The sequence below is a fragment of the Algoriphagus taiwanensis genome, from assembly GCF_036245645.1.
In the GTDB taxonomy this organism is placed as follows: domain Bacteria; phylum Bacteroidota; class Bacteroidia; order Cytophagales; family Cyclobacteriaceae; genus Algoriphagus; species Algoriphagus taiwanensis.
In genome coordinates, this window is sequence record NZ_BTPE01000002.1 from 43500 (window position 1) to 66109 (window position 22610).

At 40.8% G+C, this 22610-nt stretch carries 23 protein-coding genes; 10 read left to right on the top strand and 13 right to left on the bottom strand.

Annotated features, from left to right (window positions below; translation table 11 throughout):
* Window positions 1-57: 57 nt before the first annotated feature.
* Window positions 58-1695 (top strand): M28 family metallopeptidase, encoded by a 1638-nt coding sequence (locus AAA938_RS02355; RefSeq protein WP_338227012.1) that lies wholly within the window; start codon window positions 58-60, stop codon window positions 1693-1695.
* 153 nt (window positions 1696-1848) lie between these two features.
* Here AAA938_RS02355 and AAA938_RS02360 read toward each other — a convergent pair whose 3' ends face one another.
* The 7 genes from AAA938_RS02360 to AAA938_RS02390 form a co-directional block, all read right to left on the bottom strand.
* Window positions 1849-2925, bottom strand: coding sequence for a pYEATS domain-containing protein (locus AAA938_RS02360; RefSeq protein ID WP_338227013.1), 1077 nt, complete (start codon window positions 2923-2925; stop codon window positions 1849-1851).
* Between the two features lie 35 nt (window positions 2926-2960).
* Window positions 2961-4088 carry a DUF2235 domain-containing protein gene (locus tag AAA938_RS02365; protein WP_338227014.1) on the bottom strand — a complete coding sequence of 376 codons (1128 nt, stop codon included), beginning with the start codon at window positions 4086-4088 and terminating at the stop codon, window positions 2961-2963.
* Window positions 4089-4150: 62 nt separating this feature from the next.
* On the bottom strand, window positions 4151-5863 hold the full coding sequence (locus tag AAA938_RS02370) for an amidohydrolase family protein (RefSeq protein ID WP_338227015.1): 1713 nt from the start codon (window positions 5861-5863) through the stop codon (window positions 4151-4153).
* A 163-nt stretch (window positions 5864-6026) separates the two neighbouring features.
* A complete protein-coding gene (locus tag AAA938_RS02375; RefSeq protein ID WP_338227016.1) occupies window positions 6027-6587 on the bottom strand; it encodes a pentapeptide repeat-containing protein in 561 nt (186 codons plus the stop codon).
* Between the two features lie 117 nt (window positions 6588-6704).
* A complete protein-coding gene (locus AAA938_RS02380) occupies window positions 6705-7511 on the bottom strand; it encodes a creatininase family protein (RefSeq protein WP_338227017.1) in 807 nt (268 codons plus the stop codon).
* 52 nt (window positions 7512-7563) lie between these two features.
* A complete protein-coding gene (locus AAA938_RS02385; protein ID WP_338227018.1) occupies window positions 7564-8100 on the bottom strand; it encodes a GNAT family N-acetyltransferase in 537 nt (178 codons plus the stop codon).
* 273 nt (window positions 8101-8373) lie between these two features.
* Entirely contained in the window at window positions 8374-8949 is a 576-nt protein-coding gene (locus AAA938_RS02390) for a hypothetical protein (RefSeq protein WP_338227019.1), read from the bottom strand.
* A 593-nt stretch (window positions 8950-9542) separates the two neighbouring features.
* On the opposite strand from AAA938_RS02390, the gene AAA938_RS02395 reads away from it, so the two are divergent.
* Window positions 9543-10241, top strand: a complete 699-nt coding sequence (locus AAA938_RS02395; protein ID WP_338227020.1) for a response regulator — start codon at window positions 9543-9545, stop codon at window positions 10239-10241.
* Between the two features lie 12 nt (window positions 10242-10253).
* Window positions 10254-11705, top strand: a complete 1452-nt coding sequence (locus AAA938_RS02400; protein WP_338227021.1) for a sensor histidine kinase — start codon at window positions 10254-10256, stop codon at window positions 11703-11705.
* Window positions 11706-11823: 118 nt separating this feature from the next.
* Here the strand turns inward: AAA938_RS02400 and AAA938_RS02405 are convergent, their stop codons facing one another.
* Genes AAA938_RS02405 through AAA938_RS02420 form a run of 4 tightly spaced genes read right to left on the bottom strand, consistent with a single transcriptional unit; the run spans window position 11824 to window position 14262 of the window.
* Window positions 11824-12279, bottom strand: a complete 456-nt coding sequence (locus AAA938_RS02405) for a hypothetical protein (RefSeq protein ID WP_338227022.1) — start codon at window positions 12277-12279, stop codon at window positions 11824-11826.
* A 29-nt stretch (window positions 12280-12308) separates the two neighbouring features.
* Complete coding sequence (locus AAA938_RS02410) at window positions 12309-12920, bottom strand: Crp/Fnr family transcriptional regulator (protein ID WP_338227023.1); 612 nt, start codon at window positions 12918-12920, stop codon at window positions 12309-12311.
* On the bottom strand, window positions 12913-13803 hold the full coding sequence (locus tag AAA938_RS02415) for a hypothetical protein (RefSeq protein WP_338227024.1): 891 nt from the start codon (window positions 13801-13803) through the stop codon (window positions 12913-12915). Before AAA938_RS02415 ends, AAA938_RS02410 begins: the two co-directional genes overlap by 8 nt.
* Before the next feature lie 3 nt (window positions 13804-13806).
* Window positions 13807-14262, bottom strand: coding sequence for a DM13 domain-containing protein (locus AAA938_RS02420; RefSeq protein WP_338227025.1), 456 nt, complete (start codon window positions 14260-14262; stop codon window positions 13807-13809).
* 246 nt (window positions 14263-14508) lie between these two features.
* Between AAA938_RS02420 and AAA938_RS02425 the strand changes: the two genes are divergently transcribed.
* From AAA938_RS02425 to AAA938_RS02445, 5 genes are all read left to right on the top strand, one after another.
* The gene (locus AAA938_RS02425) at window positions 14509-15363 is read left to right on the top strand and encodes an ABC transporter ATP-binding protein (protein WP_338227026.1); all 855 of its coding nucleotides are present in this window, start codon (window positions 14509-14511) and stop codon (window positions 15361-15363) included.
* Complete coding sequence (locus AAA938_RS02430) at window positions 15360-16202, top strand: hypothetical protein (RefSeq protein WP_338227027.1); 843 nt, start codon at window positions 15360-15362, stop codon at window positions 16200-16202. The genes AAA938_RS02425 and AAA938_RS02430 overlap by 4 nt, the downstream gene beginning before the upstream one ends.
* Before the next feature lies 1 nt (window position 16203).
* Entirely contained in the window at window positions 16204-16590 is a 387-nt protein-coding gene (locus AAA938_RS02435) for a GntR family transcriptional regulator (RefSeq protein WP_338227028.1), read from the top strand.
* On the top strand, window positions 16574-17200 hold the full coding sequence (locus AAA938_RS02440; protein ID WP_338227029.1) for a hypothetical protein: 627 nt from the start codon (window positions 16574-16576) through the stop codon (window positions 17198-17200). The genes AAA938_RS02435 and AAA938_RS02440 overlap by 17 nt, the downstream gene beginning before the upstream one ends.
* Before the next feature lie 738 nt (window positions 17201-17938).
* Entirely contained in the window at window positions 17939-18967 is a 1029-nt protein-coding gene (locus AAA938_RS02445; protein WP_338227030.1) for a 6-bladed beta-propeller, read from the top strand.
* A 3-nt stretch (window positions 18968-18970) separates the two neighbouring features.
* On the opposite strand, the gene dinB is transcribed toward AAA938_RS02445, so the two are convergent.
* Window positions 18971-20161, bottom strand: a complete 1191-nt coding sequence (dinB, locus tag AAA938_RS02450; protein WP_338227031.1) for a DNA polymerase IV — start codon at window positions 20159-20161, stop codon at window positions 18971-18973.
* Between the two features lie 228 nt (window positions 20162-20389).
* Here dinB and AAA938_RS02455 point away from each other — a divergent pair, with 228 nt between their 5' ends.
* Both AAA938_RS02455 and AAA938_RS02460 read left to right on the top strand, forming a co-directional pair.
* Window positions 20390-20782: a four helix bundle protein gene (locus tag AAA938_RS02455; RefSeq protein WP_338227032.1), complete on the top strand. Its 393-nt coding sequence runs from the start codon at window positions 20390-20392 to the stop codon at window positions 20780-20782.
* Between the two features lie 258 nt (window positions 20783-21040).
* Window positions 21041-21742 carry an XRE family transcriptional regulator gene (locus tag AAA938_RS02460; RefSeq protein ID WP_338227033.1) on the top strand — a complete coding sequence of 234 codons (702 nt, stop codon included), beginning with the start codon at window positions 21041-21043 and terminating at the stop codon, window positions 21740-21742.
* A 194-nt stretch (window positions 21743-21936) separates the two neighbouring features.
* Here the strand turns inward: AAA938_RS02460 and AAA938_RS02465 are convergent, their stop codons facing one another.
* Window positions 21937-22461, bottom strand: a complete 525-nt coding sequence (locus tag AAA938_RS02465; RefSeq protein ID WP_338227034.1) for a RidA family protein — start codon at window positions 22459-22461, stop codon at window positions 21937-21939.
* Window positions 22462-22610 lie beyond the last annotated feature (149 nt).

The window sequence follows — 22610 nt, forward strand, 5'->3', positions numbered from 1 at the left end:
TTTAGGAAAAATTAAAGACTTTTCTCCTTTAAAAATTGAAGAAACCTCTGAAATAAAATGAAAAAAAGCCTTTTGATTACATGCATTGCGCTAATTGGACTGATCAGTTGCTCCAAAGAAGAATCCCACTACCAGTTTCAGGTCTCAGACTTGGAACCCAATCTGATCAAACTCGCTTCCGATGAATTTCAGGGAAGAAGGCCCTTTACCGAAGGAGAGGAAATTACGGTGAAGTTTCTGGAGGATGAATTCAAAAAAATGGGACTGGAGCCCGGAAATGTGGATTCTTATTATCAGGATGTTCCCATGGTTTCTATTGTTAGCAATTCCGCGGAAATGATGGAGCTCAAAAATTCCAGTTCTGGTGTTTCCCTTACAGGTTTTCAGGATTATGTGATCTGGACGCAAAAGACAGATTCTCTGGTGAAGATTCAAGATGCTGAGGTGGTATTTGCCGGCTTTGGGATTGTGGCGCCGGAGTATGGCTGGAATGATTACGAAGGACTGGATGTCAAAGGCAAAATCGTGGTGGTATTGGTGAATGATCCGGGATTTGGAACGGAAGACGCCTCTTTTTTCAAGGGAAATACCATGACGTATTATGGACGCTGGACCTACAAGTATGAGGAGGCGGCCCGGCAAGGCGCTTTGGGTTGTCTGATTGTACACAATACTATTCCAGCAGGCTATGGATTTAATGTGGTGCAGGGAAAGCATCATCAGCCGATTTTGTATTTGGATGATCGAGGAAAAGAAAACTACAAAATGGGCTTTGAGGGTTGGTTGACTTTGCCTTCAGCCAAAAAGCTCTTTGAACTGGCCGGGAAGAACGATTCAGAACTTTTGGCAGCTGCCAGAAAGCCTGATTTCCAAGGTATGTCTCTGGGCGTGAATCTTTCTACTTCCATTCAGGTGGAGGCCGAATACAATGTTTCCAAAAATGTGGTAGGTAAGCTTACCGGAAAAACCAAGCCGGAGGAATACATCATCTACTCTGCCCATTGGGATCACTTTGGGATAGGAAAACCGGACGAAACTGGAGACAGCATCTATAATGGCGCTTTAGATAATGCATCCGGAACGGCAGCACTTTTGGCTTTGGCCAAGGCATTCACTACTGATCAGACTCCGGATCGATCTGTGATTTTCTTGGCGGTGACGGCCGAGGAACAGGGACTTTGGGGTTCAGCCTACTATGCGGAAAACCCGATTTATCCTAAGGAAAAGACCGTTGCCAATATCAATATGGATGGCATCAATCCATACGGCAAAATGAAAGATGTGTCCATCATAGGTTCGGGCCAATCGGAGATGGAAGATTTGCTGAATGTGGAACTGGAAAAATTGGGTCGCTACAGTGCACCCGAACCCAATCCTGTGGCGGGCTACTACTTCCGTTCCGACCACTTCAATTTTGCCAAAATCGGGATTCCGGCCTTATACTTTGGAACAGGTATTGATCATTTCGAAAAAGGAAAGGAATATGGAAAATCCCTTCAGGACGAGTACGTGGCGGTCTATTACCACAAACCCTCCGACGAATACGATACTAGCCGCTGGAATCTGGATGGTGCCGTGGACGACGTTCAGGTGCTTTACAATGTCGGAAAAAGCCTGGCCAACTCCGACAAATGGCCTAACTGGAAAGATGGCTCCGAGTTTAAAGCGGTGAGGGATGGGTATATGAAGAGGTGAGCAATTACCAATAATAAATTTTCGATGATCTAGGACTTTTATTTGGATTTATAATCAGACTACTCAATAAAAGTTGGTTTTTGCGATTAAAATGAGGGATAGGAAGCCCACATCATCGCTTCTGGATTGCTTATCTTTGAAAAAAAATAATTGTCAATGAGTTTTGAAATATTGACTTACTCCAGGTACTTCTGCTAGGTCAATTTCCAATTCAGTCCCATCATAATCGGCATATGCCCCAACAGTAAATGAACCGAAGGCAATTAATTCAAGGGTTGCAACACCATTTTTTACTTTTACTAATCTAACCTTAGGATGAAATGTAGGGTGAAGAGCAAATATAACGATGTTACCATCTTCCAGTGGCGACTGGGAATCTACAGACTGGACATTAATTTTGATTTGATATAAACCTTCATATAGTTCGTTTATTTCAGCATTTATTATTTTATTATTATTTTGAGACAATCCACCCCATTTTCCCTTTTGTGTATCATCTGGATAAATATTATTTACCTTATCTGTTTTTTCGAACGCTTTTAATTTTAATAGTTCAATTTTTTGACTTATCTCGGTGTTCAAATTTTTTATTTCATTAATTTCGTTTTCACTTTTCACTGATGATTTAAGTGCTGCTTCTACAAGATTAGTTTTTGTTTCTAATTTTTCTACAGCCTCTTTTTTTGCATCAATTTCTTGCTTTAATTTGTCAATTTCTTTAACCATTTCATTATCTACATCTCTATATTTTAATGATAAGAAAATTCTCATATAGTTGTAGCCAAAGTAAAGCCCTAAAAAGGAATAATATATAATTAAAGAAATGCTTATGATTTTTAAAGAGGTTATGTTTTTTAATTGGGTTGTTATTTCAATGTAATTTCCAATTTTGACTAGGTACGGAGGGATATTCTGTAAATTCACCAAGCTTAAACCAACAATTATCTTTGTAAGCCATTCTGAAATCTCGACCAAGCTGTTGTTAAGTGTGTAATTATCTGAATCATTATCTTTTCTTTTTGGCATTCCAAATAATATTCCTACGAAAAAGCTAATACTAAACGCTGCTAATGAAATCATTAAGCAAATAAAAAAAAGTTTTGACTCCTTAAATGAAATTGAATAACCCAAAATCCCCAACACTCCAAGAATTATTGAAATGAAGAATGTTATTTGTAAATAATCCTTTTTTTCGTATGCCGTTTGACTATTGCTATTTATAGTATTCATAAGGAGCTTAAGTTTGTGGTGATTTCATGTATCCTTTATTTATTATATTCCGTAATTCTTTTATTAGTATATGCTAATTTATATAAATCTAGATGATTTAATTTCAAATTAATAGGGTTATAGTTTGTTTTGCATTCCTTTATTTTCCAGAATACTGATTCATGAAGGTATGAGCTATCAGGTATATTTCTTATCATAGGATTAATTTTCCAATGTGTTGTTTTTTCAAACGTTTTTTCTCCACATTCATTCTTACCAAAAACAATTTCAGTTCTTGGTAAGAATTGAAGTAATCTAAATTTTAAATCCATTGAATCATGAATTTTTAATGATTTGTCAGGTTTTTGATAATTTGAACCTCTTCCGTAAACATAATGTTTAATGTGGTCAAAATTTAGTAGAATCCCATTTTCTAAGGCTTCTCCAAGCATCCATTCCAGGGCTATTTTAGATAAGCCTTCTTTTTCGTATGAACCCCCTATATCAGAATGAACGCCTGCAAAATATACTTCCAATAGATCTGAATGATTCTGCTCAACTAAATAAGGGAGGAATAATTTCCTTTTTTCATCTATGGATACAGCATGGCGCACTGTTTTTACATTCTTAAGATTTTTTGTAAATGGATATCCGAAATCAGGCTTTAGTGGATTTCCAATTGAGCTTACAGTGTCCCAAATGCCTACAAATCGAATAGGTTCTATTGTTCTGGTTATTGATTTCTTCACGTTGGAACTTAACTTGAAATCAAAATTTTTTGATGTGTATAACTGATACAAATATTTGGCTTTATCGAGATTTCCTTTTTCAGCTAGCCCATACATTTCGATAAAGCCGCAAATAACTCTAGCAGTATACGCACCTCTACTGAAGCCGAAAAGGTAAATTTGATCACCTGGTAAATAATTATCCATTAAAAATTGATATGCACTATGTACATTTTTTTCCAAAGATAAGCCAAAGATCTGATCTTTTAATTTATGAAGTTTTTGTTTGTTGTCCTTTTTCCAATCTGGAACTAAAGTCCCTATGCCTGGTGTATAATATACAATTTGGTTTGAATTTTTTTGGAGACATCTGAATAAGTGTACCACATTAGAATTTTCATTTACTGTGATTTTATTGTCTGTTCCATCAAGACATAAAACTATATTTCGACCCATTGTTAAAAATATTTTTGATTTTATAAATTATTTACCAATAAACTTCCTTTTATTAAATTTAACTATTTGAAATTTGAAAGGGTAAACTCATATGCATTCTTCCAAGCAATTTTCTCGATTACCTCTTCAGGAGTATATGGATTTCCATTTAATCCATATTTCTCTTTTTCTTGTTGGGATATTTTATTAAATGATTCAAGCAACATTGAAAAAAAATATTCAAATCTTTCAGCTGTCCCAAATGGATTTACAACATCTATGAACCCATCAAAATCAGTTCCTAAACTTATACAATTCCAAATTTTATATTCATTATTTAAATCACTTTTAGAGCATGATTGAATAAAACCTAGAATATTATTCCTGAAAAATTCAATCCACTCTGCTGATGTATCCTGCCCTTTTTTGAATAAATTGCCTTTTTCCTTCTTCTTTAGGCTATTACCTTTTTCTAGGTCAACACCAATTATTCTCTGGTCAAAGCACAATCCAATAATTCCTCCTGAAGCTACAATTATTCTTATGTCTTCATCACATAAATTTATACTCCACTGGAGGAATCCATCTTTAAATGAATTATCCTTCTCCTCATCCTGACACTTTATAAGATCATCTAATGATTTTATATTTGCATATCCCATATGACTTGCAATAACCGGAATTTTGTCATTAGGATTTTCTTCGTTGTATGATTTTATAAAATCATAATATTCTTTTCTGGCTTTTGGTGCCATGTGTTTTACATCAATTAGGATTCTTCTTCCAAGAGAATTATCTCTTGAATTCTCCTTTCCTACACTTACTAATTCTCGTATCGCTTTCATCCCATCGGCACTGATTTCATCAATCCCTCTATTTTTTAATGGTTCTTGGTCTGAAATTTCTTGAAGTAGCTGAGGTAAGCTTCTCGCATGACCAGCTAATTCATTGCTATAGTGGTGGCAAAATGTTATAAAAAAAACATTCCAACTTTTTATGGTATGAATACGGCGTTTTAATTCATCCCATCCTACGTATACCAATTTATTTTTTTCACTTTTTTGTGATAATGTATTTATACCTTCTAGTGTTAGAATAATTGAAATGTGGTCTGTTGAATTAAGTACCTCATTTAGGTGATTATTATCTTTGATTAATTGATAAGTATTCACTTCGGTTTCTTTTGGTGGAATTTTATTGTCTCCATATTTATATAGATTATATTCAAAAGTAGCTTCTCTAAAATAATCATATTTATTGCTTTGAATGTAGTCTATTCTTGGTCGAGAAAATCTCATCAATGATTTTTGAAGGCAATCTCGTCCCAATCCTTTATTGTTGATAAGAATATTTGCAAGAGGATCTGCTTTTCTAAGAACTGTTTGAATAATAATCAGTAAGATCTTTTCAAAATTACCAGAAATCTGTTTAGACTTAATGATAAGTCTGGATATAAGGGAGGTTAGAGATTTTGCTGAAATTCCTTTTTTCTTATTGCCCAAGAAAAATCCTTTTTCTAAAGGGTATATAGCAGCAAAAACTATTCTAGTATTTGAATCGGTTAAGCTCTTTATATCACATTGGGGGAAATTGGCCATGTCACCAGTAAACCCTTTTTCAAGCTGTTTTTTTTTCTTCTTGGTGTCTTCTGGGGTTTGGTGCCAAAGAGTTTGTTCGATTAAGAGGTTCTCTAAAACTACATTATCCTCGTTAAAATCTTTAAATGGATCGTTTTTTGATTGCCTTAGTGAATTAAAAATTCGATTAGAGGGATGGCAATGAAGGTCTGCGAACATTTTGGAATAATTAAATTGGTTCTGTTGAAAAATTAAGACTAGAAAATTCCTTTTACTGCTGTTCTCAGTAAAACACTGTTATAATATCTATTTAAAATTTTGTAAACCCAAAAAATATTTTAAGAAATTTAAAAAATTGAAATTTTTTTTTCTTCCAAATCATCTACCCCACTCTAATCCCCCACTTCCCCAACAACCCCGGCAAGCCCTCCAAGTCAAATCTTGCTCCTTTGACCTTGTTGATCTCGGGGTCAAGTCGGTAATTCACCGCTTCCCGGAAGTCGGCTTTTTCCAGATTGGTGCGGTCAAAGACGGTTCCGCTGAGGTCCGAACCCATAAAACTAGCCCCGCTTAGATCCGCTTGAGAGAAGTCTACTTCTAGCATCCGGCAGTGAAGGAATTGAGACTTTTTGAGTTGGAGATTGAAAAAGTAGCAGTAGTCAAGCTGGCAGTGGTCAAACTTAAACTCTAACAAAAAAGGATTGGCAGTATTGAAATGCACACCCAAAATCTTGCATCGGAGAAACTTCACCTGCTGAAAAGTCACTTTATACACTTTGGCATTGCTCAGGTCGCAGTCTTGAAAAGTACAGTTTTCAAAGCTTGACCCATGGAAGTTAAGATTGGAAAAGTTGCAGCCGATAAAGCTGCAAGAATCGTATTCTCCAATCTGAAAATCAGAAGCGGAGAGGTTTTGAAAGGTTTGGTCTGAGTGGTTGGTCATACAATCAAGTAGGAGAAAAAAGGAGTGATTTCGAAATAAACGGTTCAAAGTTCGATGTTCAAAGTTGTAAAATTTGGAACGCAGAACATGGAACTTTGAACTAATGAACCTCGAACCCTAGAGCCCCGCCAAATCCCATTTCCGAATCGTCTCCCTTATCAGTCCAGCCACCTTGGCGTTGACTTTTTCGAAGTATTCTTTCGCTTGTTTTTCATCAAAGTTGGGATAGCCCTGACCTTCCTGATACAGTCCGATGGAAGAGGGAAAGGGAACTGCTGACCAGGTATTGGGTTTTGGATAAGCGGTGGCTTGATCGGCATTGTATCGCTCCTTGTGCACCAAGGTGGGGTCAATGGCTTGGATATAGGCGGTCTCATTTAATCCGGCATGGCCTCCATCTTCTTTAAATACCTCCAAAGTCACGTCAGAAGCATAGGACCACCAGTTGATCACCAGCGTCCGAACTCCGAGTTCATTGGCAACTTCGGCCGCTACTTTTTGCAGGACTGCGGTTTGACCACCTCCATGACCATTCAGAATGATGATGTTTTTGAATTTGTTTTTCGCCAAGCCTTTCAGAATATCCCGTATAAAAGGGGCATACGCTTCCTCGGTAATCTGAAATGCTCCCGGATAAGCGGCCATGCTTCCGGTAATTCCATAATTCAAAGTAGGCGCGATCATCGCATTCAAATCTTCTGCAATAGCCTTTGCCATAGCAAAAGGAGCGGTGTTGTCAGCCCCGTTATTGATCACTCCATGAGGTTCTAGAGTTCCTGTGGGCAAAAGGACGGTGTTGATTTTTCCAGGTACGAATTCCGCAAATTCCATCCAGTTGATCCGATCCATTTCACGGGTGGAGGGAGATTGGGAAAAAGCAGGAGTCCAAATGAGGAAAAAGAAAACGGCTAAAATTGATTTCATAGAAAATGACTTTGGATTTAATGTCAAACTTACACTTGTTTTTCAAAGCCTATTATTTACTTAATGAAATATGGTAGAGTGCGCAGGATTGAATATCAGGACGATCTGCCAGATCCGGGAAATCAAATACTTTCCAAAACTCCATCCCTACCTTTTTCATGATCTGAATAGAGGCAAGATTGCCGACCGATGCCATGGCAACAACTTGAGAAATGCCTTTTTGCCTGGCAAATCCAAGACAGGCCTGAGCTCCTTCAGTTGCCAGACCTTTATTCCACCATTTCTTTCCAATTCTCCAGCCAATGTCCACACAGGGAGTAAAGTCTGATTCAAAGGTTTTCCAGCCCAAACCGATAGCCCCGATCAATTCCTTGGTTTCCAGCAGGTCAACGGCAAAATAACAATAGCCTTTTTCCTCGTACATTTTGTTCATCCGGTTCATAAAGGCTAGGGTGTCTTCCTGGGTGAAGGTTTTCGCAAAAAAGCGCATCACCTCAGGATCAGCATTTATAGGAGAGAAATGTTCCAGATCAAAGTTTTGCCAGGTACGAAAACCAAGTCGAGGACTGCTGAAAAGGTAAGTTGACATCGGAGTGGGTGAATTTCAAAAAATAAGCGTTTCAAGATTTATTCCCAAGGTATGTCTTGGATATATTAGGAATGATTCTGCATGTCTAATGACTGGCTTGACGTTTGAAAATCCGAAAACCTGCACTCAAGTGGTATCTCCTCCTTCCGTGAGGCTGTCTCAAAATCAAATTCGTCCTTGCTAGCACATGAGTGACGAGAGTCTCGAAGTCGAAGGGTCAGGCTGACAACAAAACGATTTAAGAGACAACCTCACTTCTAAGCAATAGATTTCTCACTCTTGCTCAAAAGATGCAATATCAGCCTTGAAGGCCTCTATCTCTTTTTTGGCGGTATCCCATCTTTTCCAAGCCCAAAAACCAGCTCCAGCCCCAAGTAGGGTATATACCGTACCCGCTCCACCCAAAAGTCCGGCTATCAGAAGGATTCCTGAAACTGCCATCAGACCTAGTTGAAGCCACCATTTGATGAAGTATTTTCTCAAAAGATCATCCCGATAAAACTCCTCGTCCGTACTGTGATTTTTGACTGCGAAATAATATCCCGTTTTATCCCCGGATTTGATTCCCCAAAATACCGTCAATTGGTTTCCTTTCCGAGCTGCAAGATGGAAGTCCTGAAGTTGAAATGATTTTTCCTTTCCTTCTTTATTTACCAGAAAAACCTGGTCATGGACAATGGTTCGGGAGGTGATAGTCACAGGGGCAGTTCCTCCAGTACCCTGATAGGTGGCCCCTCCGCCACCACCTCCAGATACTTTTGTTTCCATATTTTTTCCGGATTCCTCGACCATTCCGCTAAAAGAATAAAGTTCAAATGCTACCTGATGGGTGGGTCTGTACGTTTTCATGGTTTTGGTTTTATCCAAAAGCTAAATCAAGCCATTAAGGGATTCAAGACCGATTTATTATCTGCTGACTTTTGAAGAAGGGGTGGGCCAATTGATTGATTTTCTGCTCAAAATTCCTCGAAGCGATGGGGCAGAAAACCTCCTTTGTATGGGGTCTGTGGCCCCACAGACCACTTCTTGTTTAAGATGATACTTCTTAGTATTAAAAAGCTTTGAAGGTTGATGAGGTAGACCGAAATTTCCGAATCTGGCAAAGAGATCCTTTGGCAATTCCTTTGAATTCAGGTGAAAAACTGGAATTGAAGCTTTACTCCATGTATTTAAATCCCCTTCAATCTCACGGGAATTTGGTAAAGGATCCTCTGGATTTTTTTTGGTCTTCTGCTCGGTTCTATGAAAAAGTAACCGATGAGTTTGGGTTTCTAACTCCTCACAGGGATCAATTTTGAATTGGAATAGCTGATTTCGGTCTGGGGTGACAAAGACCGAGGTAAGGAATACCCTACATCTTGACTCATTAAATCCGAAAACTTGTACCCTTGTGATACTTTCGTGAGGTTTAGCTTGTACTTTTCCGTTCTATTGACTTGACTATGAAGAAGATTTTGGTAGTAGAAGATGATCCAAACATCAATCAACTCCTCCAACTCCACCTCCAGGATGAGAGCTATGAAGTGGAGGTTTGTGACCATGGAGGTAAGGGCTTTGAGCGTGCCAGTAAGGGGGATTTTGACCTGATAGTGCTGGATGTGATGCTTCCCGAGATGAATGGCATACAGATTTGCCAGCGGCTCCGCTTACTGGAGATTTTTACTCCCATCCTGATGCTCACTGCCAAAACAGAGGAAATCGACAAAGTCATCGGTTTGGAATCAGGAGCGGATGATTACCTGACCAAGCCATTTAAGATCCGGGAATTCCTTGCCCGGGTGAAAGCCATACTGAGAAGACAGGAGCTTCATCTTTTGGCACTGAAAAAGGAAAAGACCTGGATTAGCTACGGCAATCTGGAGATTGATATCGAGAAGAGGAAGGTTCAGTATGAGGGAAAAAGAGTAGAACTGACCCCGAAAGAATTTGACCTGCTTCATCTCATGGCCAAAAGTCCGGGACGAAGCTACTCCCGGGCTCAGTTGCTGGAGCTGATTTGGGGATATGACTTTAGCGGATACGAGCATACGGTCAACGCTCATATCAACCGTCTTCGCTCCAAAATCGAATCTGACCCCAACAATCCCACCTATATTCTCACCACTTGGGGCGTAGGCTATCGCTTCAATGATGAACTCTAACCTGACCCTATTATGAAAAGCCTCTATTGGAGAATATCTCTATCTTTCATCTTGGTCTTACTCTTGGTGGGGACTTCCTATATTTTAATCACCACACGAAATGCGCAACGCTATTTCCTGGAGACCACTCAAAAGCTTAACTCTGAAGTTGCCTCTTATTTGATCAAAGAAGTAAATCCTTTTCAGGATGGAAAAGTAAACGAAGAGGCATTGGGTGTGATCATGCATTCCATGATGGCTGTCAATCCCGGTATCGAGGTCTATTTGCTCAATCCAGAAGGGGAAATTCTTTCCTATGTGGTCTTGGATCAGCTGGTCAAGCTCAAGGCAGTCGATATTGAACCGGTTAAAAGTTTTGTAGCTCAAGGCGGAAGTGAGTTTGTGCTAGGAGATGATCCAAGGAATCCGGGTTCCACCTCCGTCTTTTCTGCTGCCCCGGTCTTTGAAAATGATCAATTGCTCGGCTATGTCTACATCACCTTGGAAAGTGAAAAGTTCGATACCATCAGTGCGGATTTACTTGGATCCTATTGGATGGGGCTGACTTTCAATTCTATCCTGATCACGTTGATCGTCGGTCTGTTGATTGGCTTGGTGCTGATTGCCTGGCTTACCAGGCACCTGAATAAAGTGGTACTTGCCGTGGAGGCTTTTAAGGAGGGAGATTTTCATGCCCGGGTACCTGAGTCAGACTCTCAGTCGGATTTGGCCCTTTTGGGAAAAACCTTCAATTCTATGGCCGATACCATTTTGAGCAATATCGATGAGCTGAAGAATGTGGATTCTCTGCGAAGGGAGTTGATTGCCAATGTCTCTCACGACCTTCGCAATCCTTTGGCCATTATCAATGGCTATGTGGAGACTTTGCAGATCAGGGATGAAAAGCTGACCACTGAAGAGAGAAGAAAATATTACAAAATCATCCTCAATTCAGTGGATAAGCTCACCAAGCTGGTCACAGACTTGTTTGATCTGTCCAAACTGGAATCCGGGCAGATGCAAGTGCGAAAGGAAAAGCTGAAAATTCAGGAATTGCTTTATGATTCCAGTTTGAAGTATGAGTTGCTGGCAAAAGCTAAAGACATCGAAATTACCTCTACCATCTGTCCTCAGCTTCCTCCTGTACAGGCGGACCTTTATCTATTGGATCGGGTGATCCAAAACTTGCTGGACAATGCGGTGAAATATACTCCTGAGCATGGTGAGATTGAGTTGGAGGCTTGTGCTGTCCCCGGTGGTGTTAAAGTTCGGGTGAAAAACTCCGGAGAGGGAATTCCCAAGGAGGACTTGGAATCTATTTTTGACCGATATTACAAAGTGGAAAAAGACTCCAAAGGCATCGAAGGGTCTGGACTTGGATTGGCCATCGTAAAGAAAATCCTGGAGATTCATGATGCGAAAATCGGGATATCCTCCGACTCGAAGTCCTACACTGAGTTTGAATTTGTGCTACCAGTTGAATAGGTTTTTGCGGTTGAGATTGATTTTCCATTTGTGAAGCCTTCATCAAGCCGGAGAATCATGAAAAAGGCCTCGGGAATTATTCCCGAGGCCTTTTTTTGAAGAATTCCTTGGCCTTGAATCAGTTCAAAGGAGCGAAACCAAAAGGAATTCCCGCAGCTCCACACCAAATGATTCCATGGGTAAATTTGTCGTCAGGTTTGCCCGGAAGTGCGAAAAAATGCTCTCCAGCCTTTCCTACGATGGAAATCAACTGAAATGATCCTTGAGAATTGAGGTTCAGGGTTTGACCTGTCGAGAGGTAGACGGTCACCGTACCTGTGCTGAACTTGGTGGTAAAGGTGTCTGACAGTCGGACAAAATACTTGTTTTGCTGATCCTTTACTATTTCCACCATTCCTCGGGTATTGGTGGAGCTTTGTGCAGTGAGCGGACCTCCTTTGATCAATTGAACCGTGCCGGTGACTTCCTGAGTATTGTCAGGAATCGAGGGGTCGTTGTCTCCTGAGGATTCACTTCCGCAGGAGATCAAAATGAAAGAAAGAAGCAATCCTGTAATTAAAGCGTAGGTTTTCATGGTATAGATAGTTTGTTGATAGTTTAGATTTAAAGGCTGTCCAAATTCCGAAAGAGAATTCGTCCACGGCTGTAGTTGATTTTATTCTGAGACTTCAGGCTGGATAATACCATGGTCACGGTCTGCCTGCTGGTATCGGTGAGCATGGCTATTTCTTCATGGGTCAGGGGAAGTTTGAGAAGTGTCTCATCTCCGAACTTTTTACCCAATCGGTAGCCCAAGTCTTTGATAACTTGGATGATTCGCTCCTCTGCACCGATATATAGCATGCGTTCGAGCCGCATTCTGGCAGAGAATATTTCCTCTTGCAGAGTTCTGAGAATGCGGTCCAGTTTGTGAGAGGGATCTTCCTCCCAGCTGATCATTTCTATCCAGGTATTGTCTTCCAGGGCGTAGGCAGAGTAGGAGGATTTTTGGCACCCTTCTTCCTCATAGAATTCTCCCAAAAACTCCCCCTGATTTTTGATAGAAAGCAATCTGGAGGTTCCTTTTTTTTGGTTCCGGACTGTCTTGACCAAACCGGATTTGATCAGGAAATAGCCACCGAATAAGTCGTCTTGGGTCAGTATGCGTTCTCCTTTTCCAAATTTCAAAAGAGAAGGAAACTGTTTGGGAAGGGTTTGATGGCAAGAGTTATTCATTTGTTTTTCTTTTGGATTGATAAAAGACTCCCAGGGAAAAGGTACCTGCCGAATAGAGGTTTTTCCTCGAAAAGAGGAAATCAGCATAGTTCCGGTAGTTGAGAGACAGATGAAAGTTTTTGTAGACTGGCACTGATGCACCAAAGCTGTAGCTGGTAAATTCGGTGCCGTCTCCGCGGACAAAATCAGTTACCACAGGCACATCATCGACAGAAGTTAGTCCCTGAAGTCGGCCATTTACCCAGACTTTGCCGGCAATCTGATATCCAAGCTCCAGGCCTAGGGCCACTTGGTCAGAGAAGCTGATATCCTCGTATTGTGTACGGTAGTTGTACGAACCGAAAATGCTTCCATAAAACGGCGCATTGGGAAGGGCAAAGGAAGTAGAAAGGGTAGTCCATACATTGAACTCCCCGTCACCTGAAGGGAGATTGATGGATTCGAAGTCATTTTGAGTGCTTTGTGCAAAATTGTTTGCTCTGCCAATAGGGATCTCAGGAGCCACTGAGATGGCCAGCGGCAGATACTTTTTGAGAATTGCATGCTTGAATTCCAATCTTAAATCCCCCAGACCATTGACCGTCTCCGTGGTGCTAAACCCATTCCATACCTGAAGAGGAAGATTGGCAATCAGGGTAAATCGGTCAGTCACTCCATATTCACCGTAGAAAACCAAGGAGTTTTGGGTAAAAGCATTCGTGTTCAGCAGCTCCCCATCTAGCGTGTAATAATCCGATGAACTGAAGCGATTGAAGCTCAACTGGTAAAAGCCTTCTCCCTTTTCCTTGGTCCAACCGCTTTGCCCATACGAAAGGGCAGAAATCAAGGTAAAACCTACTCCAATCCAAAAGGATCGGAATAGGCTGTTTTTTTGAATACTCATGGCTTAATTGAGCGGGGCAAAGCCAAAAGGAACACCAACTGATCCACACCAGAGAATCACATGGGTGTATTTCGCGGTGGAGGAACCGGTAGGAATAGCGAAGAAGTTTTCGCCTGCATTGCGCACAGGGCCTAGCGGGAGCAGATTGGGATTGCCATTAGCCGGATCAGCCATGAATTCCTGAGAAGTAGAAAGGAATACAGTGACTGTACCTGTGGCCAAAGCAGTATTAAATGCTCCGTCAAATCTTAGAAATTCCTTTCCCTGAGTGTCTGTTCCCAATCCGGCCATTCCGCGCGAGCCTGCTCCGTTTTGGTCAGTAAAGCTTCCCGACCTGAGGATGTTCAGTGCACCTGTCGGACGTGTAGAATCGATGACTACGGGATCTTTGTCTTTGTCATCAGAGCAGGATACCAAGCCTAAAAAGGCGATGTAGAAGAAGAACAATACTTTTTTCATGGTTTTATCGGTTTTGATTTGAGTCAAAATTGCCCGAAGAGTATCACGAAAAAGTCACGGAAGTTTAAAGCTTTCTAATAGTCCTCAGAAGGATTGCAAAAGCGCTTTTCGGATTTGGTGCTAAACTTCGGTTTTTCAATCAGAAGGTTGTCCATTTATAGGGTAGAGAAAAAAACTCGAGAAAAAATTTGCATTTCGTATTTCGTTAGTTAGTTTAGTGTCATAATACACTATGACACTATTCAAATGGGAAAAGTAGTAATCGAACAAATGGGTTTTTCTTATCCTGGAAAGCCAAAGCTTTTCGAAGGATTGGATTTGACATTAGCGAGTGGACAGGTGGTAGGTCTGCTAGGGAAAAACGGGGCGGGGAAGTCTAGCTTTCTTCAAATTCTTGCTGGCTTATTATTTCCAAATGACGGTCAATTGTCTGTTTTCGGCTATATTCCTGAGCAAAGGTCACCGGCATTTCTTCAGGAGGTATTCTTTGTGCCGGATGAAAATTTTCTTCCTGAGCATCTATCCGCTCAAGCATATCAGCTGATTTTACAGCCTTTTTATCCCCGATTTGATAGGGAGACTTTTACACGGTTGCTAGATCGATTTGAAGTGAATTCTCAGGAAAAGATTAAAAACCTATCCTTTGGTCAGCAGAAAAAAGTTGGATTGGCAATGGCCTTGAGTTCAGGTTGTGCACTGATTCTGTTGGATGAGCCAACGAATGGACTAGATATTTCGAGTAAATCCGCTTTTCGAAAGGAACTGATTTCAGTGCTTAGCGAAGATCAGACTGTAGTAATTGCCACACATTTGATTCGGGATTTGGAGAATACACTGGATCGGGTGATGATTTTGGATCAAGGGCAAATTAAACTGGATGCAGACCTTAGTGATCTAGCCGATTCACTGCATTTTGGTTTTAGTCAATCGGAGGTGTCTGATGCGATTTTTTCTCAATCTTCAGCTTTGGGTGTCCAATTCATTCAGGAGCGAACTACTCAAGCCCAAACGGTAGTGAACCTAGAATTACTCTTCGAAGGGGTCACCGCAGGGGTTCCGATAGCTTCTTTTCTTTCAAAAACTAATTCCTTGACGGTATGAAAAAGGCTAACACAATCAGCTTGACCAGAATGGGCTGGCTTCTACAATATTATTGGGCTACCTATAAAAAGACTTATTTGACTGCCTTATTGGGATTTGTTGGGTTAATTATTCTGGTTTACCAATTGATCCTATTTTCCAATCATGGCTATCTCACTTTCGAGACAGGTTATGTTCATGGTATTTTTCTCAGTGGGTATTTTGTTATTTGTTTGCTTTGGGTAGGACAAAGCTTCCTAGCTCTGCGAAACCCTCAAAATGCAAAAAGATATTTGATGCTGCCGGCAAGCAACGCAGAGAAATATATAGTCGAGCTTTCAATTAAGATGGCCGGCTTGTTCATCATTTATCCCATTATTTTTTGGGTATCTTCAAATTTAGGTTTGGGCTTATTCCAATTGTTTGGTTCGATTTTTTTTACAAATATCACCATAGATTATTTAGGGATTTTGGAATGGAAGGAGTTTTGGCTGATAGAAAATTTCGGAGAGCAGTTATTTTTTGTAAAGTTGATTCTGTTAGGTCTTTTTGCTCTGATTCCATCTTTGATTTGGGCCGGAAGTTTGATTTTTGGAAAGTATAATTTTATCTGGATGCCATTCAGCTTTATTGTGGTCTACTTGGCAATCAGTGCGACTTCTATCGCATTATCATGGATTATGTTTCCAGGAACTATAACCGTCAATGAGCAAGTGAAATTTGAAATCCTAAAATTTGATCAACCCGAAATACTCCCTGAAACGCCCTTGCTTATCGTAATGGCAGCTATCTGGATTTGGCTGGCGGTCATACTTTCCTATGTGGTTGCGTATTTCAAGCTTACTGAAAAGCAGGTGTAAGATGGACTTTAGCGAACATAAAAACATCTTTCTGCAGATCCGGGATTGGATGGTCGATCAGATACTCACGGGAAAGTTACAACCGGGTGATAAAATCCCCTCAGTTCGGGAGTTAGCAGCGGATATCGAAGTGAATCGAAACACGGTTATGCGAAGTTATGCGCTTTTGGAGGAGGAGGGAATTTTGGAAAATAAGCGAGGGATAGGATTTTTCGTGTCTTTGGGAGCTAAATCAACCCTGTTGAACATTCAGCGAAAAGAGTTCTTTTTGGAGGTTTTGCCTCCCATCATTCATCAGATTCAAGTCTTAAATCTCAATTCAGGTGATCTTGAATCACTTCTTACAGTTATTCACTCAAATGACAATAAATATGAAAAGGAGCAATAAGTTAATCTTTGGATATTTAAGCTTTTTGTGGGTTTCCTTGATGATTACCCTCGTGGTTTCTTTTAGTTTGACCCCTCAAAGAAGCTTTTCCTTTGCAGGTGAGGGGAGGTCAGAAAAATTTGAAATAGATGATGTTTCGGTAGTGAAAATACAGAATACCAGCTACCTAAGAATAGTAAATGCTGACTCAAGCTACTTGGAATACTTTTCGATGCTTGGAGGTGATGTGAAGCCTCCCAAAACAGAGCCTATTCGAAATTACAGGGTCATCAATGATACCTTGTATATCGATCAGCTGCAACAAGCTTCCAATGGAAGTTTTTTGTTAAAAGTGAAAAGCCTCCGTCAGATTCAGGTTATGGATGAGAGTGAGGTGATCTTGAAAAATCTGACCATGGATTCTTTGGTTTTCCAAACCCCGCTCCATCAATTGCAAATCATCGGGCTTGACAGCGGATCGGTAGATTATCGCTCTGGACAGCTATTTCTCAAGGGAACGATCGGGGAATTGAAGGGAAGTATCAAAGATCGGGCTTGGCTGACCATTCCGAGTAAAATCGGGAAAATCAATCTTGAAAAAGGGGGGAAAGCAACGGTATTTGTGGAGTAGAAGTCAGTCTTTTTAGGATCGGAATCTGATGTTTCTCGATCGTAATCGAAAAAATGCACGTTTATTTTCGGTTACGATCGAGAGTTTGCATTAAAGAGGTCATCTGTGATTTTTTTCAGCTTTCCAACTTCATCCTTCTGAATTCCACACTGCCGACTACGACTGGTTCCTGGCTAGTGGTTTGTTTGCATTGCTAACTAAAAATTGGTTTATGAAGACTAGGCATTCATGTATGCTTTAGGGTTGTTCATTAAAAATTTGGTGTTTTTTCAATTTTACCCCTTGACTTACACACATACACACACCATATTTTAGTTTCAAAAAGTAGCTAAATGAGAGTTGGCAGCCCACTAAAGTCGGGGATGTGCAAGCGAGAAACCACTTAAAAAACCTGAGAGTAGCGTGTAAGAAGTTTAAACAAATTTTAACTTTTAAATCAAAAAAAATGAATTCAAAACAAATTAAATTTAGAATCCTAGCTCTCATTTTTATAGCTTTTAGTTATGCTGGTTTTGCCCAGGAAAGTCTTCCGGGTTCATCGGGTGGGGGATGTGAAGTGAGTATGGCATGCAGCTCTAATGAAAATGATTATGTGAGATGTTCAGGTTCAGCATGTGAACGAGACCCGCTATCAAGATCTGTTACCTGTGATGGGGTGACTACTTCGTGTTAATTGATTTGGAGCCTCATTTCATAATTGAGATGAGGTTTTTTTTTAATTAAAACAATAAAAAAGCTATGATTCAAAAGACTACTTTCAGAGTTGTAAGTATTTTGATTTTTATAATTTTCTCAATCTCGTGTAAGGAATCCGAAGAATTAACTATTCCAATTGAAAAATTAACCAAGAAGGCTTCCTTTTTCAATGATTCAAGTGATGAGTTTTTTCTGGTCAATCCCAGTGATATGTTTCAGCTCAATGATAAGATCTTCATTGCAGAGGCAGAACTTAGTCATCTGGCTATTTTTGATTTGAATTTCAAATTCATTAAAACAGTTGGTCGTTTCGGAGAGGGGCCTGACGATTTTTTTTATTTGGGAGAAATGGGGAAAACACCCGAAGGGTTACTGTATTTACATGACCGAGGTCATGAACTCTTAAGATTATTTGATTCAGATGGAGTTGAAAAGAAGAGAATTTCTGTTCCCGAGTCTTTGTATTCTAAAAATTTCATTTTCACTGATAATTCAATTTGTTTTTCTGTTGTGAATGGTCAAAAACCATTTGGCTGCTTTGATTTCAATGGCCAAAAAACAAGAGAATTTGGTGATTTTTTGAATTCGTACCACAATGATTTCCAAAGAAATCAACGAAGCATAGGCGCACTATATCGAGTCGGTAAATCTTCTTATATAAAAATATTACCCACAGAATCAGAGATTTCACTTCTTGACAGCAATGATGTCAAAATTGATTCAGTTGATATTTTTTCAATACCAATTTTCACATCCTATAAGAATAAGGTAAGTCAATTTTATTCTAAGAATTCCGGAAAGAGCTTTATTTCTGTTTTCAAGGATCATTATTTGCATGATGATAAATTATATCTGCTGACATATTCCAGCTACTTGGATGTAGAGGGCAACGAACAGGTAAATACAAATAAAGTGGTTGTTTTAGATGTCACTTCCGACCGAATCACAATTAACTCGGTGTTAGATCTTTCGTCGGAAGTTGATGTTTATTCACAAATCCTGATTTTTGACGGATTTATTCATGCTTTTGACAAAGAGGGTGGAAAGCTAGATCAATTTGAAATACCATGAATCTCACACCTCCATCCCATTGAATGGATTGAACCTTCTCCTTCCCACACCCATGGCTACGGCGCGGCAGACGGTTTTGTCGCCGTATTTGACATTAAGTCGGTCGAGGGCCTGATAGAGGTTGATCTGCTCTTGGCTGTCTTCGAAGAGTTTGATCTGGTAATTGCCATAGACCAAGCTGCTGAAGCGCACGCCGATCAGGCGGATAAGGAGACGACGGCTGTAGAGTTTGCGGAAAAGGTCTTTTACCACAGGCAAGAGCGTATGGTCCGCCGAAGTGTAGGGAATCCGCTGCTGCATGGTGTGTGTTTCAAAGTCCGAGTAGCGAATCTTCACGCTCACGCAGGCGGTGAGTTGGCCTTTTTGCCGGAGCTTGGATGCGAGTTGCTCGCACATGGCGATCATCGTGGCCTCGAGTAGCTTGACGTCAATGGTATCTTCTTCGAAGGTGTTTTCAGAGGAGACTGATTTGGCTTCGGAGTAGGGGATGACCGGAGAGCGGTCGATGCCGTTGGCTTTTTCCCAGATCATTTTGCCGTTTTTCCCAAACGTAGCCTCCAAGAGCTGGGCAGGCATCTGCTGCAGGGTATGGACTTTTTTGACGCCCATACTGTAGAGCGTTTGGGAGGTTTTTTCGCCGATCATGGGGATTTTTCGCACGGATAGGGGAGCGAGAAAGGGCTTTTCCTCGCCGATTGGTATTTGCTTCTCGTTGTTGGGCTTGGCCTCTCCGGTGGCGACTTTGGAGACGGTTTTGTTTTCCGATAGGCCCATGGAGATATTCAGACCGCTCTCGCGGATGATGCGCTGCCGGAGTTCGTGGGCGAGCTTGAAGCAGCCAAAGAAGCGATCCATCCCTGTGAGATCGATGTAAAACTCATCGATGGAGGACTTTTCGAAAAGCGGCACAGATTCCTTGATGATCTCGGTGACTTCGTGGGATTTTTGGCTGTATTTCTCAAAATCCCCCCGCACGATCACCGCCTCGGGACAGAGTTGCCTCGCGGTCCGCATGGGCATGGCCGAGTGTACGCCAAACTTCCTCGCCTCATAGCTGCACGAGGCCACGACTCCCCGGTCACTCGAACCCCCGATGAGGATGGGTTTGCCAAGGAGTCGGCTGTCAAAAAGCCGCTCCACCGACACAAAAAACGTGTCCAAATCCATATGCACAATACTTCTCTTCCCTTCCATGGCCTTTTGTTAATTTTATTGACATTTTGATGTTTATAATTTAATCAAAAAGAGTAGATTTGGAATCGGTAAAGACGCGGGTTGTCTTGAAAAAAAGATATGCTTCGCGAGATAAGGAGATATGCTTGGCAAGATAGGGCTTATCTGACGCAGTCATATCTTGAAAATATCTGCGCAGCTGTCTTTAGGTGAATCAAGTATACTATTGATATTTAAACTATTATAGTGATGGGCGAAAGATCAAAATATATCCCGCTCAAAGAATTGACGATCTATAGATTGGCAAGGGAATTATCCGCTAAGGCTTGGCTGATTTACGAGCGATTGGGATATCATCAGCGTAAAACCTGGGGAGATCAAATGTTAGAGGCGATCGATTCGGTGGGTGCAAATATTGCAGAAGGTTATGCCAGGTATCATTTCTTGGAGCGGATTAGGTTTTATTATATCTCTCGAGCCTCACTTTCTGAGGGAATGGATCATTGGATTGACCTTGGTTTTGAGCGAGGTGTAGTCACTAAAGAAGAACATGAAGCCATGTTTTTGATCGCAAAAAGCCTACAGATTAAATTGAATAGCCAGATAAAAACAACTTATGAAGCCAAGAAGGATTTGGGATAGTTTCGAACTATCTCGCGCAGCATATCTTCATCAGTATCTCAGCTTCAGCCATATCTTAAAAAATATCTCGCGTAGCATATCTTCAAAAGTATCTCAGCTTCAGCCATATCTTAAAAAATATCTCGCGTAGCATATCTTCAAAAGTATCTCAGCTTCAGCCATATCTTAAAAAATATCTCGCGTAGCATATCTTCAAAAGTATCTCAGCTTCAGCTATATCTTAAAAAATATCTTGCCCAGCATATATTAAAAAGATCCATGATATTAAATACTAACCTCAAATTCCTGCGAAAAAAGAAAGGCTTCACACAAGAATCCCTTTCCGAGTTATTGGGAATTTCCCGCTCCAAGCTTGCCGGCTATGAGATCAATATCACCCCGCCCTTGGAAACCCTGGTCAAAATCTCCGATCAACTCGGTGTCTCTATCGATATCTTGCTCAGGGAAGATCTAACTACCTACTCCGAATACAAACTCCGCGAACTCCTGGAAACAGACAAGTTTCTAAGAGGAAGAAAGCTTCGAATCTTGTCCACGACAGTGGATGAGCAGGGAAGAGAATTGATCGAAGTGGTCTCCCAAAAGGCGAAAGCAAGTTACTTGGCAGGATTTGCCGATCCGGAGTTTATCTCCGAATTGCCGAGATTCTCCTTGCCATTTCTACCAATGGATAAAAAACATCGGGTTTTCCAAGTGGATGGAGACTCCATGCTGCCGATTCCTGATGGAGCTTGGATTGTCTGCGAATATGTGGATGACTGGATGGCGATCAAAGATGGAGAACGCTATGTGATTGTCACCGAACAGGATGGGGTGACTTTCAAGATTGCCTACAACAAAATCAAATCCGAACAGAAGTTACTGCTTTGCTCCGCCAACCCGATCTATGTTCCCTTCGAAGTGGATATCGAGCAGGTCAGAGAAGTGTGGAGATACAGGCTGGCAATGGCGGGCCAATGATCAATTTTCAATGACCAATGAGCAGTGAGCAATGAACAATGACCAATTTTCAATAACCAATGTGCAATAAGCATTGGCCAATGGACAAAGTCAAATGACTAATTATCGATGGAAACTGAATAATTTTCAATTCTTCAGTTTGGAGTCCATTTGACTCATGAATTTGTTCATTGAGTTTGAAAATTGATTATTGATCATTCCTCGTTATCCTCCAACTCTACGATCACCTCAATTTCCACAGCAATATTATTAGGCAAAGCCGCTACTCCTACTGCAGATCGGGCATGCTTGCCTTTTTCCCCGAAGACTTCCACCATCAAGTCCGAGAAGCCATTGATGACCCTGGGATGACCTGTGAAGTCAGGTGCCGAATTGACCATACCCAATACTTTCACAAACTGCTTGATCCGGCTCAGGTCTCCTGTGGCGGCTTTGAGGACAGCGATGATCTCCAATCCGGTCAGCCGTGCAGCTTCGTAGCCTTGCTCAGGGGTAAGATCATCTCCCACTTTTCCAAACACATCGGGACCATTTCCTGCCAAAAACAAAAGGTTGCCAACCTGCTTCCATTTCACATAGTTGGCCATGGGCTGACTTACTTCTGGCAGTTCCAGTCCCATTGCTTTCAGTTTTTCTTCGGGAGTTTGGGCAAGTAAAGGGGATGAGACAAAGGCCAAAAAGAGGATGATTCCTGTAAGAGTTAGTGTTTTTGAGTTCATGGGTTTTCAAATAGATTCAGGTCTAAAATAGAGTTTATTTTTCAATACTCAGTTGGCAGTAAGTATTTTAGCAGTAGCTGGAAAAGCTAATTTTTATCAGGTAATGCCCTGATTTATAGCAAATGATTTTTCACTGAGGAATTCCAACT